This is a genomic window from Micromonospora sp. NPDC049282 (genome assembly GCF_043197045.1).
Lineage (GTDB): Bacteria > Actinomycetota > Actinomycetes > Mycobacteriales > Micromonosporaceae > Micromonospora.
In genome coordinates, this window is the sequence record NZ_JBICSL010000001.1 from 644,961 (window position 1) to 664,173 (window position 19,213).

Genomic DNA, 19,213 nt, shown 5'->3' on the forward strand with positions numbered 1-19,213 from the left:
GGATCGGACGCCGCGCCCGCCCGATCGGTTCCCCGGCTCCTCAGTCCTCGCCGCCCAGGTCGGCCTGGTACGCCTCCCAGAGCAGGTCGGCGCCGCGCCGCCGGTGCCGGTCGAGCGCGCGCAGCAGGTTGCCGGTCTGCTCACGCAGCTCCTCGGCGGAGACCGACGGGAGCACGGCGGCGTGCTGGAGCGCGGCCAGCGCCGCGACGATCGCGGTGTGTTCGCCCACCAGCAGGCGTACGCCCCGGTGCAGCCGGGGCGCGGTGCGCAGCAGGTCGGCGTACCGTCCGGACGGCCCCTCGGTGACCCGGACGTGTTCGGTGAAGCCGCGCCGGACCGGGCCGAGCTGAACGACGAGCTGTTCCCGCCACCGCTGCCCCGGGGCGGCCAGCGCCCGGCTGAGCACCGTGGTCGGCTGCTGGATCGGATGGGTGGCCATCGGACACCTCCCGCGCTGCGCGCGAAACCGCGTACCGCGATGGTGAGCCTGCCCGCCCGCCGTGTCCAGGCATCGGCGACAACTCATCTGCCTCATTCGTCCCACCGGCCCCGAGCACCCCGCTGGCCACGCCAGAACCGGATACCGACCGCCGGAGACGGCTGTGCGCCCCGGTCCGGTGGACCGGGGCGCACAGGCCGGGTGGTGGAGGTGCCGGGAATCGAACCCGGGTCCTTCGCCGGTTTGTCAGGGCTTCTCCGAGCGCAGCTCGCTGTGCCTCTACTCGGCCCCACCGCTCACGCGAGCAAGTTGGTGTGACGGGCCCAGTCGCTGATTGATCTCGCCGCACGGACCCCGCGACCGGGTCCGATTGGCCAGCCTTCTAGCTGATGCCGGCTAACTGGGTCGAAGGCGCTCCCAGGCCGACAGACTTGCTACTCGCCTCAGGCGGCGAGAGCGAAGTCAGCGCGATTGTTCTTGGCGCTTATTGGTTTCCGACGACCGATTCTCGAGACGACGTCGGCTTCCTCGGCTCGCTTCCCCTGTCGCTGCGTACGAAGTCGAAACCAGTCACCCCCTCGACAGGCCACCGCTTGTGGTGGCACCGACTAGCGTAACGCCTGCCGCAACCGGATTCATCCCGAGGCCGGCCCGGCGAGCTGGCAACCGGACGAACCGGATGTTTCAGTCGTCCATGCCCTTGCCCCGCCGGCCCGCCGCCCGGGCGATCTCCCGGTCGGCGTCCCGCTTGGCGAGGTCCTGCCGCTTGTCGTACGACTTCTTACCCCGGGCCAGGCCGATCTCCACCTTCGCCCAGCCGTCGGAGAAGTAGACCTGCAACGGCACCAACGTCAGGCCGCTCTCCTTGAGCTTGCCCAGCAGCCGGTCGATCTCCAGCCGGTTGAGCAACAGCTTGCGGGTCCGTCGGGGCTCGTGGTTGGTCCAGGTGCCCTGCGCGTACTCCGGGATGTGCATGCCGTGCAGGTAGAGCTCGCCGTCACGCTCCTGGGCGAACGCGTCGACGAGCGACGCCCGCCCGGCCCGCAGCGACTTGACCTCGGTGCCGGTCAACGCCATGCCCGCCTCGTAGGTGTCGAGGACGGCGTAGTCGTGGCGTGCCTTCTTGTTGGAGGCGACCACCTTGCGCCCCTTCTCCCGTGGCACCGGCGCCACCCCCTTCCGATCGGCTCCCGACCGGCGGCCGGCGAGCGAAGATCATGCTACCGGAACCACAAGAGCCCTCCCGCGCCGTTTATTCCGGCACGGGAGGGCTCTCGGCGAGAGCCGTACGGTACCTAGACCCGCAGGTAGAAGCGGAGCGTGACCCAGGCGGTGATCGCGCTGACCAGGCCACCGACGGCGGCCATCAGCGGGAAGGTCAGGAAGATCTCGGACCAGGAGATCGGGGTGATCAGCCCCTCCAGTGCCGCCATCGAGCTGCCGGCCGCCAGCGTCTTCACGCCGATCAGCGCGAGCAGGCCGAGGATGGAGCCGATCAGACCGGCCACCACCGCCTCCAGCACGAACGGCGCCTGGATGAACCAGTTGGAGGCGCCGACCAGCTTCATGACCGCGACCTCACGCCGCTTGCTGTACGCGGCCACCTGGATGGTGTTCGCCACCAGCAGCAGGGCGGCGGCGGCCATCACGATCGCCAGCGCCAGCGCGCCGTTCTGGATGCCGGTCAGCACGCCGAAGACCTTGTCGAGGAGCTTGGACTGGTCGACGATCGTGTCGATGCCCTCGGCGGTCTTGTACTGGTCGTAGATCTGCTTGTACTGCTGCGGGTCGTTCAGCGTGATCCGGAACGACTCCGGCAGCTGGTCGGCCTTGACCGCGTTCACCAGGTCGGGCGCGTCGGCGTACATCTGCTGGAAGCGCTTGTACGCCTGGTCCTTGTCGACGAACTCGACGTCCTTGACCAGCGGGTCGGCCTTGAGCTTGGCGTCGAGCGCGTCGCGCTGGTCCTGTGGCGCGTCGGTCTTCAGGAAGATCGAGACCTGGACGTTCTCGTAGTAGAGATCCTTCATGTCGCCGACCTTCTGGTACAGAAGGCCGCTGCCGCCCAGCATGAACAGCGACACCGCCATGGTGATGATCATGGCAACCGTCATCGTGACGTTGCGCCACAGTCCGACCAGTACCTCGGACAGGACGTACTTCATCCGCATCGGGATATTCCTCCGGCTCTCCGGCGTGAGGTGTTCGTCGTCAGGGTCTACGAGCCGTCGTCAGGCTCAGCCGTAGACGCCGCGTGCCTGGTCGCGCACGATGCGGCCGCTCTCGATCTCGATGACCCGGCGGCGCATCTGGTTCACGATGTTGGAGTCGTGCGTGACCATCACGACGGTCGTGCCGGTGCGGTTGATCCGGTCCAGCAGGCGCATGATCTCGATCGAGGTGTCCGGGTCCAGGTTTCCGGTCGGCTCGTCGGCCAGCAGGATCAGCGGCCGGTTCACGAACGCCCGGGCCACCGCGACACGCTGCTGCTCACCACCGGAGAGCTCGTGCGGGTAACGGTGCTCCTTGCCACCGAGACCCACCAGCTCCAGCACCTCCGGCACGACCCGACGGGCGACCGCCTTCGTCTTGCCGATCACCTCCAGCGCGAACGCCACGTTCTCGTACGCGGTGCGGTTCGGCAGCAGCCGGAAGTCCTGGAAGACACAGCCGATGGAACGCCGGAAGTGGGGTCGCTTCCAGGAACGCATCGACGTGACGTCCTTGCCGTTGACCACGACGCGGCCCTTGTTGGGGGTCACCTCGTGCAGCAGCAACTTGATGATCGTGGACTTGCCGGAGCCGGATGGACCGATGAAGAAGACGAACTCGCCCTTCTCGATCGAGACGGACACGTTGTCGAGCGAAGGCCGGGACGCCTTCGGGTACGTCTTCGTCACTTGCTCAAGCTGAATCACGGGTCGAGAGTCTACGCGGTGTAACCGCAGAGCCAAGCCCTACGCCCCATAGATGCGGTGCGCGTCATCGATTTACCGGGTCAGAACGAGATCGATGACGCGCTGCGTCGGAGCGTGATCACGCACCGTCAGCGCTGAGCTGCTGCCGCTTCCGCCAGCGGATTCCCGCCTCGATGAAGCTGTCCAGCTCACCGTCGAAGACCGAGGACGGATTGCCCGTCTCCTGCTCGGTACGCAGATCCTTCACCATCTGATAAGGGTGCAGGACGTACGACCGCATCTGGTCGCCCCACGAGCCGGCGGCGTCCGTCTTCAGGCCGGCCATCTTGGCCTGCTCCTCCTGCCGCTTGCGCTCCAGCAGCCGGGCCTGGAGCACCCGCAACGCGGACGCCTTGTTCTGCAGCTGGGACTTCTCGTTCTGGCAGGTCACCACGATGCCGGTCGGGATGTGCGTGAGCCGGACCGCCGAGTCGGTCGTGTTGACGCTCTGCCCACCCGGGCCCGAGGAGCGGTAGACGTCGACCCGCATCTCGTTCTCGGGGATGTCGATGTGGTCGGTCTGCTCCACCACCGGCAGCACCTCGACGCCGGCGAAGCTGGTCTGCCGGCGACCCTGGTTGTCGAACGGGCTGATCCGCACCAGCCGGTGGGTGCCGGACTCCACACTGAGCGTGCCGAAGGCGTAGGGCACCTTCACCGTGAACGTGGCGGACTTCAGGCCCGCCTCCTCGGCGTACGACGTCTCGTAGACCTCGGTCGGGTAGCCGTGGCGCTCCGCCCAGCGCAGGTACATCCGCAGCAGCATCTCGGCGAAGTCCGCCGCGTCCACGCCGCCGGCGCCGGCCCGGATGGCGACCAGCGCCTCCCGGGAGTCGTACTCGCCGGAGAGCAGCGTGCGGACCTCCATCTCCTGGATGGCCTTGGTCAGCCCGGTGATCTCCGACTCGACCTCGGTCAGCGCGCCCGGGTCGGACTCCGCCTCGGCCAGCTCCAGCAGCACCCCGGCGTCGTCGAGCCGGGAGCGCAGGTCGCCCAGCCGGCCGATCTCGCCGTTGACGTACGACAGCTGCGACGTCACCTGCTGCGCCTTGGCCTGGTCGTCCCAGAGGTCGGGCGCGGAGGCCTCCTGCTCCAGGCGGGCCTTCTGCTCGCGCAGCTTGTCGAGGTCGAGCACGGCCTCGATGTTGCGCAGCGTGGCGTCGAGTTCCTTGAGCTGTTCGGCGTAATCGGCAGCGGTCACGGCACACAACACTACTGCCTAGGCCAGCGCCTTCGCCGCAGGTGGTCAGCCGACCGGTGCGGTCTTCAGCCAGGACAGCGCCGCCTTGTGGTAGGCGACGGCGAACTCCAGCGCGCTGGCGTCGTAGCTGTCGCCCTCCTTCTTCGCGATCTTGACCTGCTCCCGCACCGCCGCCAGCGCCTCGGTGTGGTACTCGTTCGCCGAGACGTACAGGTTCTTGAGCTGGCTCGACGAGTGCAGGTTGCCGAACGCCATCCGTAGCGCGATCGGGTTACGGATGGTGTCCCGGCCGGGATTCTCCGCCAGCCAGCGGGAGAATGTCCGTTTCCCGGCCGCCGTGAGCGCGTACGGCTGGCTCATCCGCGGCCCGGGCTTGCCGAGCCGCACCAGACCCTTCTCGGCCAGGACCGGCAGTTCCCGGTAGACCTGGCTGCGGGTCATCGACCAGTACGGCGCCAGCCGGCGCTCGGCAGCGGCCATCAACTGACCGCCAGTCATCGGGCCGTCGTGCAGCAGACCCAGCAGGGCCGCCGCCGTCGGGTTGACTCCGGATTCCGCCATGCCCTCTAAGCTGCCACTTTGTCGGCTGTGGCGTCCACGATTTGCCGTTTTCGCCACTCCTAGGCGGTCCGAAGTGCACTGTCGGGTAGGGAAGAGGCCCGCCTCCCGGTCGAGACGGGCCCCTCCGTACACCTCAGCCCATGTGCGGGTAGGTGTGGTCGGTCGGCGGGACGAACGTCTCCTTGATCGTCCGCGGCGACGTCCAGCGGACCAGGTTGTGCCAGGAACCCGCCTTGTCGTTGGTGCCGCTGGCCCGGGCACCGCCGAACGGCTGCTGCCCGACCACCGCGCCGGTCGGCTTGTCGTTGATGTAGAAGTTGCCGGCCGCGTACCGCATCTTCTCCGCCACCCGGTCGACCACCCGGCGGTCGGTCGCGAAGATCGACCCGGTCAGCGCGTACGGCGCGATCGACTCGGCCTGGGCGACCACCTCGTCGAACCGGGCGTCGTCGAAGACGTGCACGCCGAGGATCGGGCCGAAGTATTCAGTGGTGAAGGTCTCGTGCGCGGCGTCCGAGCACTCGAAGAGCGTCGGCCGGACGAAGTAGCCGACCGAGTCGTCGGCGGTGCCGCCGGCCAGGACGCGGCAGCTGTCGTCACCCTTGATCAGCTCCAGCGCGGCGGTGTGCCGGCCGAACGCCTTGTCGTCGATCACCGCGCCGCCGAAGTTGCTGAAGTCGGTCACGTCGCCGTAGGTCAGCGCGTCGGCGGAGGCGGCGAGCCGGTCCCGCAGGCCGCCCTCCCAGATCGAGCGCGGCACGTACGCCCGCGAGGCGGCCGAGCACTTCTGCCCCTGGTATTCGTAGGCCCCCCGCAGCAGCGCGGTGTGCAGCGCGTCCACGTCGGCGCTCATGTGCGCGACCACGAAGTCCTTGCCGCCGGTCTCGCCGACCAGCCGGGGGTAGCCCCGGTAGCGGCCGATGTTGTCGCCGACGGTCCGCCACAACTGCTGGAAGACCTTGGTGGAGCCGGTGAAGTGGATGCCGGCCAGGTCTGGGTCGGCGAGCACGACGTCGGAGACCTCCTCGCCGCGCCCGGTGACCATGTTGATCACGCCGGGCGGCAGGCCGGCCGCCTCGAACAGCCGCATGGTGAAGTGCGCGGCGAACTGCTGCGTCGGGCCCGGCTTCCAGACCACGGTGTTGCCGAGCATGGCCGGCGCGGACGGCAGGTTGCCGGCGATGGCGGTGAAGTTGAACGGGGTGACCGCGTAGACGAAGCCCTCCAGCGGCCGGTGGTCGAAGCGGTTCCACACGCCGGCCGAGGACATCGGCTGCTCGGCCAGGAGCCGGCGGGCGAAGTGGACGTTGAACCGGAGGAAGTCGATCAGCTCACAGGCGGCGTCGATCTCGGCCTGCACCGCGGTCTTGGACTGGCCGAGCATGGTGGCCGCGTTGAGCGTGTCGCGCCAGGGGCCGGCGAGCAGGTCGGCGGCGCGCAGGAAGATCGCGGCCCGCTCCTCGAACGGCAGCGCCCGCCACATCGGCGCGGCGGCCTTGGCCGCCTCGACCGCGGCGCGGGCGTCGTCGTGGGTGGCGTGCCCGGTGACGCCCAGCACGTGGGTGTGCTTGTGCGGCTGGACCACGTCGATCGACTCGCCGCCGGCCATCCGCTGCTCGCCGGCGATGGTCATCGGCAGCTCGATCCGCTCGGCGGCCAGCTCGGCCAGCCGCCGCTGGAGCCGCTCCCGGTCGGCGCTGCCGGGCTCGTAGGTGTGGACCGGCTCGTTGCGCGGCTCGGGGACGGAGAAGACGGCGTCCATCACAGGCTCCTGTGCGATCTCGACGGCGATGGCGAAACCGGACCCGCGGGCACCGGCCGGGCGGCCGGGTGCCGGACACCGCGCGGCGGACCGGTCGCGGCGGCGGGACCTGCGCCGATTGTTTCACGCGACCCGCTCGAAGACCCGGGCTCCCCGGGTGCGGCACCGCTCGACGCGCACAATCCGGGTCTCCGGACCCTCGGCCCAACCCCCTCGCGTCTGACGAAACGTCGGCCACAGGCTCACTAGACCAGCGATTCTTCGGACCCCGCCAGCCCGGCCGGCCCCGCCTCGCTCCCCCACGCCGGTCACCGTCCCGGACCGACCCGCGCCCGCGCCGGCCGGCCGCTTTCCGAGGTTGATCCACTCCACTCCGGCGAGGTGGCGGCATCATCGAACGACGGAAGGCGTCACCTCGGCGACGTGGTGTCGATCAAGACTGGCCCGCCCGGGCGGGCCGGGCGCGCCGCGTACGCTGGGTGGCCGGTGACCTGCCCGGCCCGGCGCGGGGAGATCCGGCGTCCGTCGAAAGGGAGACGATGAGCAACCAGCCCGGCAGCTCCACCGCCGCGGAGCCGGACCGGCCCGAGGCCGTCGAGCCGCCCGCCGCCGACCATGTCGTCGACGAGGCCACGCCGGCAGCCGGACGGCCGGAGTACGCGCCCGGCGCGCTGCCGCTGGCCCTGCTCTCACTCGCCTGGCTGACGGCCATGCTCTGGTCCACCCGGGAGGCGATCACCTCGACCGCGGCCGGGGTCACCGCGATCAGCCTCTCCGCGTACGCGCTGCCCGGCGTGATCACGGCGGCGCTGGTCACCGGCGCGGCGGTCGCGCTGGCCGCCACCAACCGACTCGGCCGCGCCTCCCTGCGCTTCCTGGCCACCGTCGGCACCGGGCTGCTGGTCGGGCTCGCCGCCGCGGTGGCGATCAACCTGACGTACGCCGACAACGCCACCACCAACACCATCGCCGGCACCACGGCCGCAGCCGCGATCATCGGCGCCGCGACGGCCGGCGCGCGCCAGGCGCGGGTGGTGGCCGGCTTCGCCGCCGCCACGCTCGCCGCGCAGATCTTCGTGGTGCTCTTCAGTCGGGCCCGGGATCCGCTCTCCGACCTGTTCGGCGCCGGGGAGACGCAGCAGTCGGTGCTCGACGCCGCCAAGTGGGTCTCCCGCACGGAGTCGCTGCTCGCCGGCCTGATCGCCGGCCTCGCGGCCTACCTCTACCTCGCCTGGTCGCGCCGGCGGGCCGAGCGCCGAGACGGCGCGGCGACGCCGCTGCGCTGGCCGGCGTACCTGGTGGCCGGCGCGGGGGCCGGGCTGCTCCTGCTGCTCACCGAGGTGATCATCCGGATCGGCGGGCGCGGGCTGCTCGACCTGGCCGCCGCGCTCAGCGAGGCCGATCAGGTGGCACAGACCGCGCTCGGCACCTCCCGGGTGGACAACGGGATCTGGGTGCTCTTCGTGGGCGCGCTCACCACGCTCATCGCCTTCGGACGCACGCTCGGCCCACGCGTCGACTCCGACGAGGAGGACGAGCCGGCCGCCTGAGCCGCTCGGCGGTCAGCCGACCTCACGCAGCAGCAGGTCCAGCTCGGTCACGTCGTACCACTCCAGCTCGTGGTCCTCGACGCCGTCGACGGTGAACCGGGCGTCCGGATCGCCGGCCTGCGCCTCCGCCGCCACGTCGACGGCGGCGGCCACGTCCTCGGCCGCCTCCGCACCGTCCACGTGGATCGCCGCGATCGACTTCACCGGCACCGGCCCGGCCGGACGGATCACGCTGGAACCCAGCTCGCCGTCGCCCCGGCCGACCGCGCGGGCGGGCAGGTCGGCCGAGACCACCACGCGCCGGCGGGGGGCGGCCGGATCGGCCCGCAACAGGAGGAGCGCGTCCTGGGCGGCCCGAGTGAAGGCCACGTACTCCAGTTCCTCCTCGTCACCCTCGGCATACCACTCGCGCAGTTCCGGGGTGACGGCGTGCGCCGCCTCCACGGTCAGGCCCTCGTCGCGCAGCCGGGCGAGCATCGGCACGGTCCCCGGCAGGTACACCCGGACAAGCTCGTCGGTCACCGGTCTCTCCCCGCACTCTCCGCCGCTCGCCGGCGGGCGCCGGCTCCGGGCGCCGATCATGCCGTACGCCGTGACCGTCATACACCCCGCACCGGCCCAGGAGAAGTTTCCCGCCGGTGTGTCCGCCGAGGCGGGCCTGGGCGGGGTCGCTGTCTGATGGCAAACTGAGGCAAACGAAGTCAATCCCGGGAGTCTGCGTGGAGTCGAGGTTCCTGCTGCTGTCCGACGTCGCCGCCGAGCTGAACGTCTCGGACTCGCAGGTCTACCACATGGTGCGCAGCGGCGAGCTGCCCGCGATCAAGATCGGCGGCCGGGGCCAGTGGCGGGTCGAGCGCGCTCGACTGGAGGAATACATCGAGCGTAAGTATGCCGAGACCGCCGAGTGGGTGCGCGGCAATCCCCTCGGCGAGCGCGACGGGGAGTGACCCCACGCTGACCGTCGGCCATTGACGCGCGCGGTTGTCGTGGCCGAAGATGAAACCTCATCACAGGCAAACGAAGGCAAACGCAAGGATTCGAGGGCTGACATGGTCGACACCCGCCGTCCCCGGTCACCGCGCCCACCGGTCCGTCTCCGGCCCGCCCCGCCGCTCGACCCGCCCTGCACCGACGAGGACCCGGCCTGGGGCCATGCCGGTCAGCTCACCCTCGACCTGCTCGACCAACGCCGCCGGGATCCCGGACGGCCCGCCGGCCGTGCCCCCGACCGCGCCCCTGGATGGCCCCGCTGGTCCGCCTCCGGCGCGACCCGTGGCAGCACCGCGAGCGCGGAGGGCGCCGGGCGGCCGGCCACCGCCGGGCCACCGCCGTCCGCCCTCGCCACCGCCGGGCCACCACCGACCGCCCTCGCCACCGCCACGCCCGAGGCCGCCCGGGCGGCCCACCGGTTCGTCCGCACGTTCCTGGAGATCGTCAACGGCTTCCGGCCACCCGGGCAGCTCCGACCGCTCTGCCTGCCCGAGGCCGCCGGCCAGGTGTCGGCCGAGCTGAGCCGGGCGGCCCGCCGGGTGACCCCGGTCCGCCGCCGCCACGCCCGGCCCGCCCTGCACCTGCGCCGCCTGCGGGTCTGCGAACCCCGGGCCGGTGCCGTCGAGGCCACCGCCGTGTTCACCGGCGCCGGCGGGGCCAGTTGGGCGGTCGCCGTGCGCCTGGAACACCGTCGAGGCAACTGGCTCTGCCTCGTGTTGGACGTCCTGTGACGCCTTGATCCACACCACTTCGGGAAACGGCGCCTTCCCCGCTGCCGGATGCCGCCACTTCGCCGAGATGGCGCCGGCTACCTGCGCCAGGAGGCGGACGGGCTCAGGCGCCGGCCGACCGGGCCGACGTGCCGCCCACAGGGCCGCGAAGGCGGCGCGCCGCATGTGCGGGACGGCGGCACGCCGACGGGCCCCGGCCGGGTTGGCCGGGGCCCGTCGGGCGATGCGCCAGAGGTCAGTTGCCGCCGTTGGGCGAGCCGTGGCAGCGCTTGTACTTCCGGCCGGAGCCACACGGGCAGGGCGCGTTCCGGGACGGACCCTCGCCGTCGACCTGGGGCGACGTGGCGCGCCGGGCGGTGCTCGCGGCGACCGCCTGACCGCTCGTGCCGGCCGGTGCCCGGCGCGGCGTCGAGCCGGCGGGACGCTCCGAGGAGGGCTGGCCGATGCCCAGCGCCGGCGCCTGCTGCTCGGCCCGCTCGATCACCGGCGCGCCGCGACCGGCCTCGCCGTCGACGGCGGGCGCGGAGTATTGCAGGCCCTGCTGCTGCGGCGTGCGGTTGAGACCCTTGGCCCGGATCTCCACCGGCTTCTCCAGCAGCTCCACCTCCTCGGCCTCCGCCTCGGCCTCCTCGACCTGCACGTCCAGGTTGTAGAGGAAGCCGACCGTCTCCTCCTTGATGCCGTCCATCATGGTGGCGAACATGTCGAAGCCCTCGCGCTGGTACTCGATGACCGGGTCGCGCTGGGCGTACGCCCGCAGGCTGATGCCCTCCTGCAGGTAGTCCATCTCGTACAGGTGCTCGCGCCACTTGCGGTCGATCACCTGGAGCAGGACCATCCGCTCGAGCTGGCGCACCGCCTCCTCGCCGAGCTGCTCCTCACGCCGGTCGTACGCGGCGTTCGCGTCCTCCTTGAGGCGGGCGAGCAGGAAGTCCTGGTCGAGGCCGGCGCGGGAGCCGACCTCCTCCTCCAGCTCCTCGACCGTGACGCCGACCGGGTAGAGCTGCTTCAGGCTGGACCAGAGCTGGTCGAGGTCCCAGTCCTCCGCGTAGCCGTCGCTGGTGGCGCCGACCACGTACGCGGCCGTCACGTCGTCGATCATGTTGCGGACCTGGTCGGAGAGGTCCTCGCCGTTGAGCACCCGGAGACGCTCGGCGTAGACCACCTGGCGCTGCTTGTTCAGCACCTCGTCGTACTTCAGGACGTTCTTCCGGATCTCGGCGTTCTGCCCCTCGATCTGGGCCTGGGCGCTCTTGATCTGCCGGGTGACCATCTTCGACTCGATGGGCACGTCCTCCGGGATGTTGAAGCGGTCCATCACGGCCTCGACCGCACCGGCCCGGAAACGCTTCATCAGCTCGTCCTGCAGCGACAGGTAGAAGCGGGACTCGCCCGGGTCGCCCTGCCGGCCGGCGCGACCGCGCAGCTGGTTGTCGATCCGGCGGGACTCGTGCCGCTCGGTGCCCAGCACGTAGAGCCCACCGACGGCGGCCACCTCCTCCGCCTCGGCGTCGCAGGCCTGCTTCCAGGTCGGCAGGATCTCCTCCAGCGCCTTGGCGTACTCCTCCGGCTGCTCGACCGGGTCGAGGCCGCGTTGGCGGAGCTCGTTGGCGGCGAGGAACTCGGGGTTGCCGCCGAGCAGGATGTCGGTGCCCCGGCCGGCCATGTTGGTGGCGACCGTGACCCCGCCCTTACGCCCGGCCTGGGCGACGATCTCCGCCTCCTTGGCGTGGAACTTCGCGTTCAACACGGAGTGCGGGATGCCGCGGCGGCGCAGCATGTGCGACAGGATCTCGGAGTTCTCCACCGAGACGGTGCCGACCAGCACCGGCTGGCCCTGCTCGTGCCGCTCGGCGATGTCCTCCACGACGGCGTTGAACTTGGCCTTCTCGGTCTTGTAGATCACGTCGGGCCGGTCCATCCGGACCATCGGCCGGTGCGTCGGGATGGTCACGACGCCGACCTTGTAGACCTTGTTGAACTCGCCCGCCTCGGTCTGGGCCGTGCCGGTCATGCCGGAGAGCTTCTCGTAGAGGCGGAAGTAGTTCTGGAGGGTGATGGTGGCCAGGGTCTGGTTCTCCTGCTTGATCTCCACCCCCTCCTTGGCCTCGATCGCCTGGTGCATGCCCTCGTTGTAGCGGCGGCCGTGCAGGATGCGGCCGGTGAACTCGTCGACGATCAGGACCTCGCCGTCGCTGACGATGTAGTCCTTGTCGCGCTTGTAGAGCTCCTTGGCCTTGATCGCGTTGTTCAGGTAGCCGACCAGCGGCGTGTTGACCGACTCGTAGAGGTTGTCGATGCCGAGCCGGTCCTCGACCCGGGCCACCCCGCGCTCGGTCACCGCGATGGTGCGCTTGGCGTAGTCGACCTCGTAGTCACCCTCGCCGTCGGTGCCCGGCTGGAGGCGGGCCACCACGGTCGCGAACTCCTGGTACCACCGGGCGGAGTGCTCGGCCGGGCCGGAGATGATCAGCGGGGTCCGGGCCTCGTCGATGAGGATCGAGTCGACCTCGTCGACCACCGCGAAGAAGTGGCCGCGCTGGACCAGCTCCTCCTTCGACCAGGCCATGTTGTCGCGCAGGTAGTCGAAGCCGAACTCGTTGTTCGTGCCGTAGGTGATGTCGCACTCGTAGGCCGCGCGGTGCTCGGTGGCGGGCCGGTTGGGCAGCACCACACCGACCTCGAGCCCGAGGAACTCGTGCACCCGGCCCATCCAGGCGGCGTCGCGCTCGGCCAGGTAGTCGTTCACGGTGATCACGTGCACGCCCTTGCCGGCGAGCGCGTTCAGGTAGACCGGCATGACCGAGGTGAGCGTCTTGCCCTCACCGGTCTTCATCTCGGCGATGTTGCCGAAGTGCAGCGCCGCGCCGCCCATCACCTGGACGTCGTAGGGCCGCTGGCCGAGCACCCGCGAGGCGGCCTCGCGGCACACCGCGAACGCCTCGGGCAGCAGGTCGTCGAGGGTCTCGCCGTCGGCGAGCCGCTCCCTGAACTGGTCGGTCATACCGCGCAGCTCGTCGTCGTCGAGGTTGACGTAGTCGTCCTCGATCGAGTTGACGGCGGCCGCGATGGCCTTCAGCCGACGCACCATGCGGCCTTCGCCGGCGCGAAGGACCTTTTCCAGAATCGACACGGATCAACGCTCCCCTAGACGGTCTCGAACCATCGTAGGCGCTCCGGCGCGGCGATGGTCACTGGTGGCGGCGGTCCGGACCCGCGAACCCGACATAACACCGCGACCGGGTGCCCGGCGGTCGCTAATCGGGTTACGCCGTCCGCGAACGATCCGGCACCATGGCTCGGATGGAGCCTGTGGAGATCGTCGAGGACGGGCTGTTGCTGCGCCCCTGGCGGGCGACGGACGCCGACGAGGTGCACCGCGCCTGCCAGGACCCGGACATTCAGCGCTGGACCACCGTACCTCGCCCGTACCTACCCGAACACGCCCTCGCGTTCGTGACCACGGTCAGCGCGGCGGCCTGGGCGCAGGGCACCGGGGCGCCGTTCGCGGTCTGCGACGCCGACACCGGCGAGCTGCTCGCCTCGTGCGGGCTGGTCTCCGTCGACCGCGCGCTGGACTCGGCCGAGGTGGGCTACTGGACCGCGCCGTGGGCCCGTGGGCGGGGCGTCGCGGTGCGCGCCACCCGAGCCGTCGCCCGCTGGGCGTTCGAGACGCTCAAGCTGCGCCGGCTGACCTGGCAGGCCGAGATCGGCAACCACGCCTCCCGGCTGGTCGCGCTGCGCGCCGGCTTCCGGGTCGAGGGTGAGCTGCGGCTGGCCCACCCCGCCGACGGGGGTCGGCCGGAAGGGTGGATCGGCTCCCTCCTCCCGACCGACCTGGCCGCACCGGGCGATCCGGTGCCGTACGGGCCGGCCACGCTCCAGGCCCGCCGGGCGGCGGTCTTCGGCCGGCCGCAACCGGTCCTGTTCGCCACCGCCGGCGACACCGAGCTGCGGCTGCGCGCGCTCGAGGAGAAGGACCTGGCCGAGGTGACCCGGACCTGCCAGGACGAGGAGACGGTGCGCTGGACCACCGTGCCGCACCCCTACCGACCCGAGCACTCCGAGGGCTACCTGCGGGACCTGGTGCAGCCGGCCTGGGCCCGGGGGACCGCCGCGATGTTCGCGGTGGCCGACCCGGAGGACCGCTACGTCGCCTCGCTCGACCTGCGGATCTTCCCCACCGACCCGCTGGTGGCCGACATCGGCTTCATGACCGCCCCGCACGCGCGGGGCCGGGGCTACCTGCCGGCCGCGCTCACCGCGGTCTGCGCCTGGGGCTTCACCACGCTCGGCCTGGCCCGCGTCGAGTGGCGGGCCCACGTCGGCAACACCGCGTCCCGCCGGGCGGCCGAGAAGGCCGGCTTCACCGTCGAGGGCACGCTGCGCGGCGGCATCCAGCACCGCGACGAGCGGCAGGACGTGTGGGTGGGCGGGCTGCTGCCGCAGGACCTGCGGTGATCCCGGAGACGGTCGAGGCGCACGGGATACGCCTGCGACCGACGCGACCGGCCGACGTGCCGGACCTGGTGGCCGGCTGCGGCGACCCGGAGACCCGGCGGTTCATCCCGGCCATGCCCGATCCGTACGACGCGGCGAGCGCCCGGTGGTGGATCACCGAGGGCGAGCCGGCCGTGTGGGCCGCCGGCGGCTGCGCGTACGCGATCGCCGACCCGGACACCGACCGGCTGCTCGGCGGCATCGGGCTGACCCGGCTCGCCGTGGCCCGGGCGGACTACGAGATCGGTTACTGGGTGGTGCCGTGGGCCCGTGGGCGGGGCGTGGCGACCGCCGCCACCCGGGCACTCGGCGAGCGCGCCTTCGCCGCCGGCGCGGCCCGGCTGGAACTCCTCACCCACCTCGAGAACGAACCGAGCCAACGGGCCGCGCTGTCCTGCGGCTACCGACGCGAGGGCGTCCGCCGGGCGGCGAGCGCGGCACGCGACGGCGTACGTCACGACCTGGTCGCCTGGGTGCGGCTGGCCGACGACCCGGCCGGGCCGACCGCCCGGCTGCTGCCGGACCTGCCCGGCGGCCGGCTCACCGACGGCGTGGTGACGCTGCGCCGGTTGGAGCCGGCGGACGCCGACGCGCTGCACCGGCTGCACACGCTGCCGGAGGTGGTGGCGAACCGGGTGCCGCCGACGCCGCCGGACCGGGAGTCGATCGCGCGCCGCTGCCGGCTCGCGGCCGGCTACTGGCTGGCCGGCGACGCCGCCGACCTGGCGATCCTGGACGCGGCCACCGGCACGCTGGTCGGCGGCTGCGCCCTGGGGTACGACGAGCCGGCCACCGGCCAGGCCACGCTTGGCTACAGCCTGCTGCCCGAGGCCCGCGGCCGAGGGCTGGCCACGCGCACGGTACGGCTCCTCGCCGGCTGGGCGTTCGACGTCGGGGTGGCCCGGCTGTGGGCCGGCGCCCGGGTGGAGAACGTGGTCTCCCAGCGGGTGCTGGAGCGGGCCGGCTTCCGGCGGGAGGGGCTGCTGCGCGGGCGGATGCCCGGCGTGGCCGGCGCCCGCACCGACTCGGTGGTCTTCGGCCGGCTGGCCTCGGACCGGGACTGATCCGGGGCCCCGCGAGCGCGTGGGGGCCCCGGATCGGCGGTCAACGGGTCAGGTGTCGAGCGAGATGATGCCGTAGTCGTAGGCGCGGCGGCGGTAGACCACACTCGGGCGGCCGGACTCCTTGTCCAGGAACAGGTAGAAGTCGTGGCCGACCAGTTCCATCTGGAACAGCGCGTCGTCGACGGTCATCGGTTCGGCGGGGTGGACCTTCTCCCGGGCGATGTGCCACGGCTGGTCGTCGGGCTCCTCGTAGCCGCTCCGGTCCGGACGTTCGGCCACCGCGGTGGCCGTGCCGTGCCCGTCGAGCGTAGCCAGCCCCGGCCCGTCGAGGTCGGCCACCGGCAGGCCGGCGGTCGCGGCGGCCACCGAGAGCGGCGCGTGCCGCCCACGGTGCACCCGGCGGCGGTCGGCCGCCCGGCGGAAACGGGTGTCCAGCTTGGCGATGGCGGCGTCGAGCGCGCTGTAGAAGTCGTTCGTGCAGGCCTCGGCCCGGATCACCGGGCCGCGCGTGACGCAGGTGATCTCCACCCGCTGGCAGTGGTCGGCCTGGCGCGGATTGCGCTCGTGGAACAACTCGACGTCCACGCGAATGAGCTTGTGGTCGTAGCGTTCGATCTTTGCGAGCTTTTCGGCTACGTGCACCCGGTAATGGTCCGGCACTTCGACGTTACGGCCCTTGACCACGATGTCCACGTGACCTCCCTTGTTCGGACGGTCGTTCGGTCCGGATCTTCCGGTCGACGCGCCTGGGAGAGCTCCGCTCGGCGTCGACCGGTGGTGTACGGCTACGCCTCCTTCCAATGCCGGGGGAAGGTTGGCATCCTCACTACCCCCGCCACCGAAACGCTAACTCGTGTCGGGCCACCAGTCACCCCCGGTTGCCGAGAGCGGTCGCGAAATTTAACACCTCATACACCTTGGGGTGAAAGGGATACACGAAGCGTCACCAACGCCGCCGTTTTTGCGTTGCGGCGAGCACCGCCGCGACCTTTGGTGTCATTCCCGCGCCGTGCAATTTCCGGCTCACCGCCGCCAGCGTCGCGCCGGTGGTGACGATGTCGTCGAGCAGCACCACGGATCCGGCCGGCCCCGCCGACGCCGGCCGGCGCAGCCGGAACGCCGACTCGGCCGCCGCGGCCCGGCCGGCGCTGTCCAGTGCCACCGAGTCCGGCCGGGGCGACGCCCGCAGCGGTCGCAGCACCCGTACCGGCCAGCCGGCGGCGCGCAGCCGGGCCGCGGCGGGACGCACCATCCGCTCCAGGTGGTCGCCGTAACGCGCCCGGGCCGCCCGGGCGGTGTCCGGCACCCACACCAGGGTCACCGGGCCGGGCTCCCCCACCGCCACCGCCACCACCTCGGCCAGCAACGCGCCCAGCGGGCGGGACAACCCGTGCCGGCCCCGTTCCTTGTACGCCAGCAGCCCCTCGCGCAGCACCCCGGCGTACGGGCCGAGGGCGACGCAGGGCGGCAGGCCGGGCGGGGCCGGAACGGGCCGGGTCGGCCCCGGACGCAGCGACTCCAACTCGGCGACGCAGCGCGGGCAGAAGCCCTGCCGCAGCCCGGGCGCACGCGTCGCACAGCCGGCACACCCGGCCGGCAGCACCAGATCGGTCAGGTCCGACCAGAGCCCGCCCAGGTCCGGCACCGGGGCCTCAGTAGACGAAGAAGGGCGCGGTCGGGTTGACCACCCGACTGCCCGCCGGCACGTCCAGCACCTGCTGGCGCTTGATGAACTCGAACGGGTTGTTCCGCCAGGCCGCGCCGTTCGTCTCGTACATGAAGGAAAACGAGGACAGCCCGCGGTCCCCACCGCCCGGATATCCCGCCAGCTGGGTCACCGCCGCGCCGACCTCGGGGTTGAGCGGGGATTCGAAGCCGCCGTCGACGCTGAGCTGGTGGATGGCCGAGCGCCGGTCCGGGTCGTTGCCGGCGAGGACCAGTTGGTCCTCCGAGATCCAGTCGGCGGCCGTCACGCCGGTGAGCAGTGTCGGCAGCCGACGCGGTTGGCCCAGGCTGACCACGCCGCCCTCGACGGTCACCGGCGCGACGTAGACCGCGCCGCCGCTCACCAGCGCGATCCGGTGGCCGTCGAGGGACCCGGCGACCGCCGCCACGTTCCCGGCCACGTTGAGCGGGACCGGGCTGAGCCCGCCCGACCCGTCGAACCGGTAGAGCTTGCCGTCGGCGGCCACCAGACCGGCCGGCCGCGCATCGCTCAGCGAACGCAGCCAGGTGGGCCGGCTCATCGCGCGGAACGTCGCGGCGCTGGGATGGAGCACCGCCACCTGTTCGGCCCCGGTTCCGGCCTTGAGCCGGAGCCGCCGCCCCGGGGCGGCCACCACCAGCGCGGCCAGCACCTGCTCGTCGGCGCGGGCGATCGACGCGGAGACCACGTTCCGGTTCTCGGCGGGCGGGAGCGGAACGGCGCCCCGCCGTTCGCTGCCGAGCGCGAGGGGATGGATGACCCCGTCGTAGACGCTGAACCGCGTCGGATCCGCGCCCGGTGGATACGCGGCATGGGTGCCGCGCTCCCGCTCCAGGTCGACGCTGAACCGCTTCTGGTTCTGGATCTTCAGGTCGAGCTGGCCGGTCAGCTCCGGCAGCGACCAGGCGAGCTGGGTGCCGAGCCGGGCCAGCCGCCCCTCGTTCGCCCCGGGCATGTCCAGGTTGACCTCCCACTGGGAGTTCCCGCCGGTGGCGTTGTTGATCGGCCGGGTGCGGTCGGGCAGCCCGGTCACCCCGGGCGCCAGCCAGTCGGACGGGCCGCCGGCCAGCCACTTCACCACCTCGGTGACGAGACGCTCGGTCGGCACCGCCGGCAGGTAGCGCAGATCGGGCACCAGGCGGGTCAGGTCCGAGTTCCAGAAGTAGACCTTGTGCTGGCGGTAGTACTCGCGCAGCGCCGAGTCGCTGGTCAGCAGCACGGTCGGCAGGCTCGTGATCAGCAGCCCGGTCCCGGCGGGCTCGGCCCGGCGCAGCTCGAAGACGTACTCGGTGTCGGTGGCCGCCGGCGGACCCAGCGTGCCGTCGGCGCGCAGCACCCCGACCTGCTGCACCTTGAGCCGGACGGTGCTGGTGCCCTGGTTGTTCGGCGGGGTGCTCTCGGGCTTCGCCCGCAGCCGGACCACGGTCAACTCGATCTCGCTGGTCTGCGGCTTGCCCGGGAGCTGGTCGCGGGCCTCGTCGGCGAGGAACGTCCGGGCCCGGGCGTACGCCTGGTCGCGCTCCCCGGCGGCCGCCGCCCTCAGGTAGTTCTCGATGAACGGCACCGGCTCGTCGCTGTCGGTCGGCGCCGGCGGCGGGGCCGGGGGGCCGTTGAGCGAACCGGGTTCGGCGACGGGCACCGAGCCGTCGACCTGGACGTCCGTCTCGGCCGGAATGCCACAGCCGGCGGGGAGCAGCAGCACGCCGGCCAGCAGCCCGACCACCAGACGTCGGGCTCGCGACGCTCGCACCCC

17 protein-coding genes and 1 other RNA gene are annotated in these 19,213 nt (G+C 71.8%); 5 read left to right on the forward strand and 13 right to left on the reverse strand.

Annotated elements, in window-relative coordinates; all coding sequences use genetic code 11:
* Positions 1 to 40: 40 nt before the first annotated feature.
* The 8 genes from ACGFI2_RS02995 to pruA all read right to left on the reverse strand — a co-directional run bounded on the left by ACGFI2_RS02995 (position 41) and on the right by pruA (position 6,920).
* Complete coding sequence (locus ACGFI2_RS02995) at positions 41 to 439, reverse strand: hypothetical protein (RefSeq protein WP_393509634.1); 399 nt, start codon at positions 437 to 439, stop codon at positions 41 to 43.
* Positions 440 to 641: 202 nt separating this feature from the next.
* Positions 642 to 1,017: a transfer-messenger RNA gene (gene ssrA, locus ACGFI2_RS03000) on the reverse strand.
* A 106-nt stretch (positions 1,018 to 1,123) separates the two neighbouring features.
* A complete protein-coding gene (gene smpB, locus ACGFI2_RS03005) occupies positions 1,124 to 1,603 on the reverse strand; it encodes an SsrA-binding protein SmpB (RefSeq protein ID WP_393509637.1) in 480 nt (159 codons plus the stop codon).
* A gap of 131 nt (positions 1,604 to 1,734) precedes the next feature.
* On the reverse strand, positions 1,735 to 2,610 hold the full coding sequence (gene ftsX, locus ACGFI2_RS03010; RefSeq protein WP_393509640.1) for a permease-like cell division protein FtsX: 876 nt from the start codon (positions 2,608 to 2,610) through the stop codon (positions 1,735 to 1,737).
* A 66-nt stretch (positions 2,611 to 2,676) separates the two neighbouring features.
* Positions 2,677 to 3,357: a cell division ATP-binding protein FtsE gene (ftsE, locus tag ACGFI2_RS03015; protein ID WP_013284225.1), complete on the reverse strand. Its 681-nt coding sequence runs from the start codon at positions 3,355 to 3,357 to the stop codon at positions 2,677 to 2,679.
* Positions 3,358 to 3,475: 118 nt separating this feature from the next.
* Positions 3,476 to 4,597, reverse strand: coding sequence for a peptide chain release factor 2 (gene prfB, locus ACGFI2_RS03020; protein ID WP_393509643.1), 1,122 nt, complete (start codon positions 4,595 to 4,597; stop codon positions 3,476 to 3,478).
* Positions 4,598 to 4,642: 45 nt separating this feature from the next.
* Positions 4,643 to 5,158 carry a PadR family transcriptional regulator gene (locus tag ACGFI2_RS03025; protein WP_393509646.1) on the reverse strand — a complete coding sequence of 172 codons (516 nt, stop codon included), beginning with the start codon at positions 5,156 to 5,158 and terminating at the stop codon, positions 4,643 to 4,645.
* A 133-nt stretch (positions 5,159 to 5,291) separates the two neighbouring features.
* Positions 5,292 to 6,920 (reverse strand): L-glutamate gamma-semialdehyde dehydrogenase, encoded by a 1,629-nt coding sequence (pruA, locus tag ACGFI2_RS03030; protein WP_393509649.1) that lies wholly within the window; start codon positions 6,918 to 6,920, stop codon positions 5,292 to 5,294.
* A gap of 539 nt (positions 6,921 to 7,459) precedes the next feature.
* On the opposite strand from pruA, the gene ACGFI2_RS03035 reads away from it, so the two are divergent.
* Complete coding sequence (locus tag ACGFI2_RS03035; protein ID WP_393509652.1) at positions 7,460 to 8,470, forward strand: hypothetical protein; 1,011 nt, start codon at positions 7,460 to 7,462, stop codon at positions 8,468 to 8,470.
* A 12-nt stretch (positions 8,471 to 8,482) separates the two neighbouring features.
* On the opposite strand, the gene ACGFI2_RS03040 is transcribed toward ACGFI2_RS03035, so the two are convergent.
* Complete coding sequence (locus ACGFI2_RS03040; RefSeq protein WP_393509655.1) at positions 8,483 to 8,992, reverse strand: DUF6912 family protein; 510 nt, start codon at positions 8,990 to 8,992, stop codon at positions 8,483 to 8,485.
* Positions 8,993 to 9,189: 197 nt separating this feature from the next.
* Between ACGFI2_RS03040 and ACGFI2_RS03045 the strand changes: the two genes are divergently transcribed.
* Both ACGFI2_RS03045 and ACGFI2_RS03050 read left to right on the forward strand, forming a co-directional pair.
* Positions 9,190 to 9,417, forward strand: coding sequence for a helix-turn-helix domain-containing protein (locus tag ACGFI2_RS03045; protein ID WP_114919504.1), 228 nt, complete (start codon positions 9,190 to 9,192; stop codon positions 9,415 to 9,417).
* A gap of 102 nt (positions 9,418 to 9,519) precedes the next feature.
* On the forward strand, positions 9,520 to 10,191 hold the full coding sequence (locus ACGFI2_RS03050) for an Rv3235 family protein (protein ID WP_393509658.1): 672 nt from the start codon (positions 9,520 to 9,522) through the stop codon (positions 10,189 to 10,191).
* A gap of 235 nt (positions 10,192 to 10,426) precedes the next feature.
* On the opposite strand, the gene secA is transcribed toward ACGFI2_RS03050, so the two are convergent.
* Positions 10,427 to 13,324 carry a preprotein translocase subunit SecA gene (gene secA, locus ACGFI2_RS03055; protein ID WP_393509661.1) on the reverse strand — a complete coding sequence of 966 codons (2,898 nt, stop codon included), beginning with the start codon at positions 13,322 to 13,324 and terminating at the stop codon, positions 10,427 to 10,429.
* Positions 13,325 to 13,494: 170 nt separating this feature from the next.
* Here secA and ACGFI2_RS03060 point away from each other — a divergent pair, with 170 nt between their 5' ends.
* Complete coding sequence (locus ACGFI2_RS03060) at positions 13,495 to 14,652, forward strand: GNAT family N-acetyltransferase (RefSeq protein WP_393509664.1); 1,158 nt, start codon at positions 13,495 to 13,497, stop codon at positions 14,650 to 14,652.
* Positions 14,649 to 15,755: a GNAT family N-acetyltransferase gene (locus ACGFI2_RS03065; RefSeq protein ID WP_393509668.1), complete on the forward strand. Its 1,107-nt coding sequence runs from the start codon at positions 14,649 to 14,651 to the stop codon at positions 15,753 to 15,755. The genes ACGFI2_RS03060 and ACGFI2_RS03065 overlap by 4 nt, the downstream gene beginning before the upstream one ends.
* 48 nt (positions 15,756 to 15,803) lie before the next feature.
* On the opposite strand, the gene hpf is transcribed toward ACGFI2_RS03065, so the two are convergent.
* From hpf to ACGFI2_RS03080, 3 genes are all read right to left on the reverse strand, one after another.
* A complete protein-coding gene (hpf, locus tag ACGFI2_RS03070; RefSeq protein ID WP_393509671.1) occupies positions 15,804 to 16,448 on the reverse strand; it encodes a ribosome hibernation-promoting factor, HPF/YfiA family in 645 nt (214 codons plus the stop codon).
* A gap of 250 nt (positions 16,449 to 16,698) precedes the next feature.
* Positions 16,699 to 17,358 (reverse strand): ComF family protein, encoded by a 660-nt coding sequence (locus tag ACGFI2_RS03075; protein ID WP_393510083.1) that lies wholly within the window; start codon positions 17,356 to 17,358, stop codon positions 16,699 to 16,701.
* Between the two features lie 49 nt (positions 17,359 to 17,407).
* Positions 17,408 to 19,210 (reverse strand): LpqB family beta-propeller domain-containing protein, encoded by a 1,803-nt coding sequence (locus ACGFI2_RS03080; RefSeq protein ID WP_393509674.1) that lies wholly within the window; start codon positions 19,208 to 19,210, stop codon positions 17,408 to 17,410.
* Positions 19,211 to 19,213 lie beyond the last annotated feature (3 nt).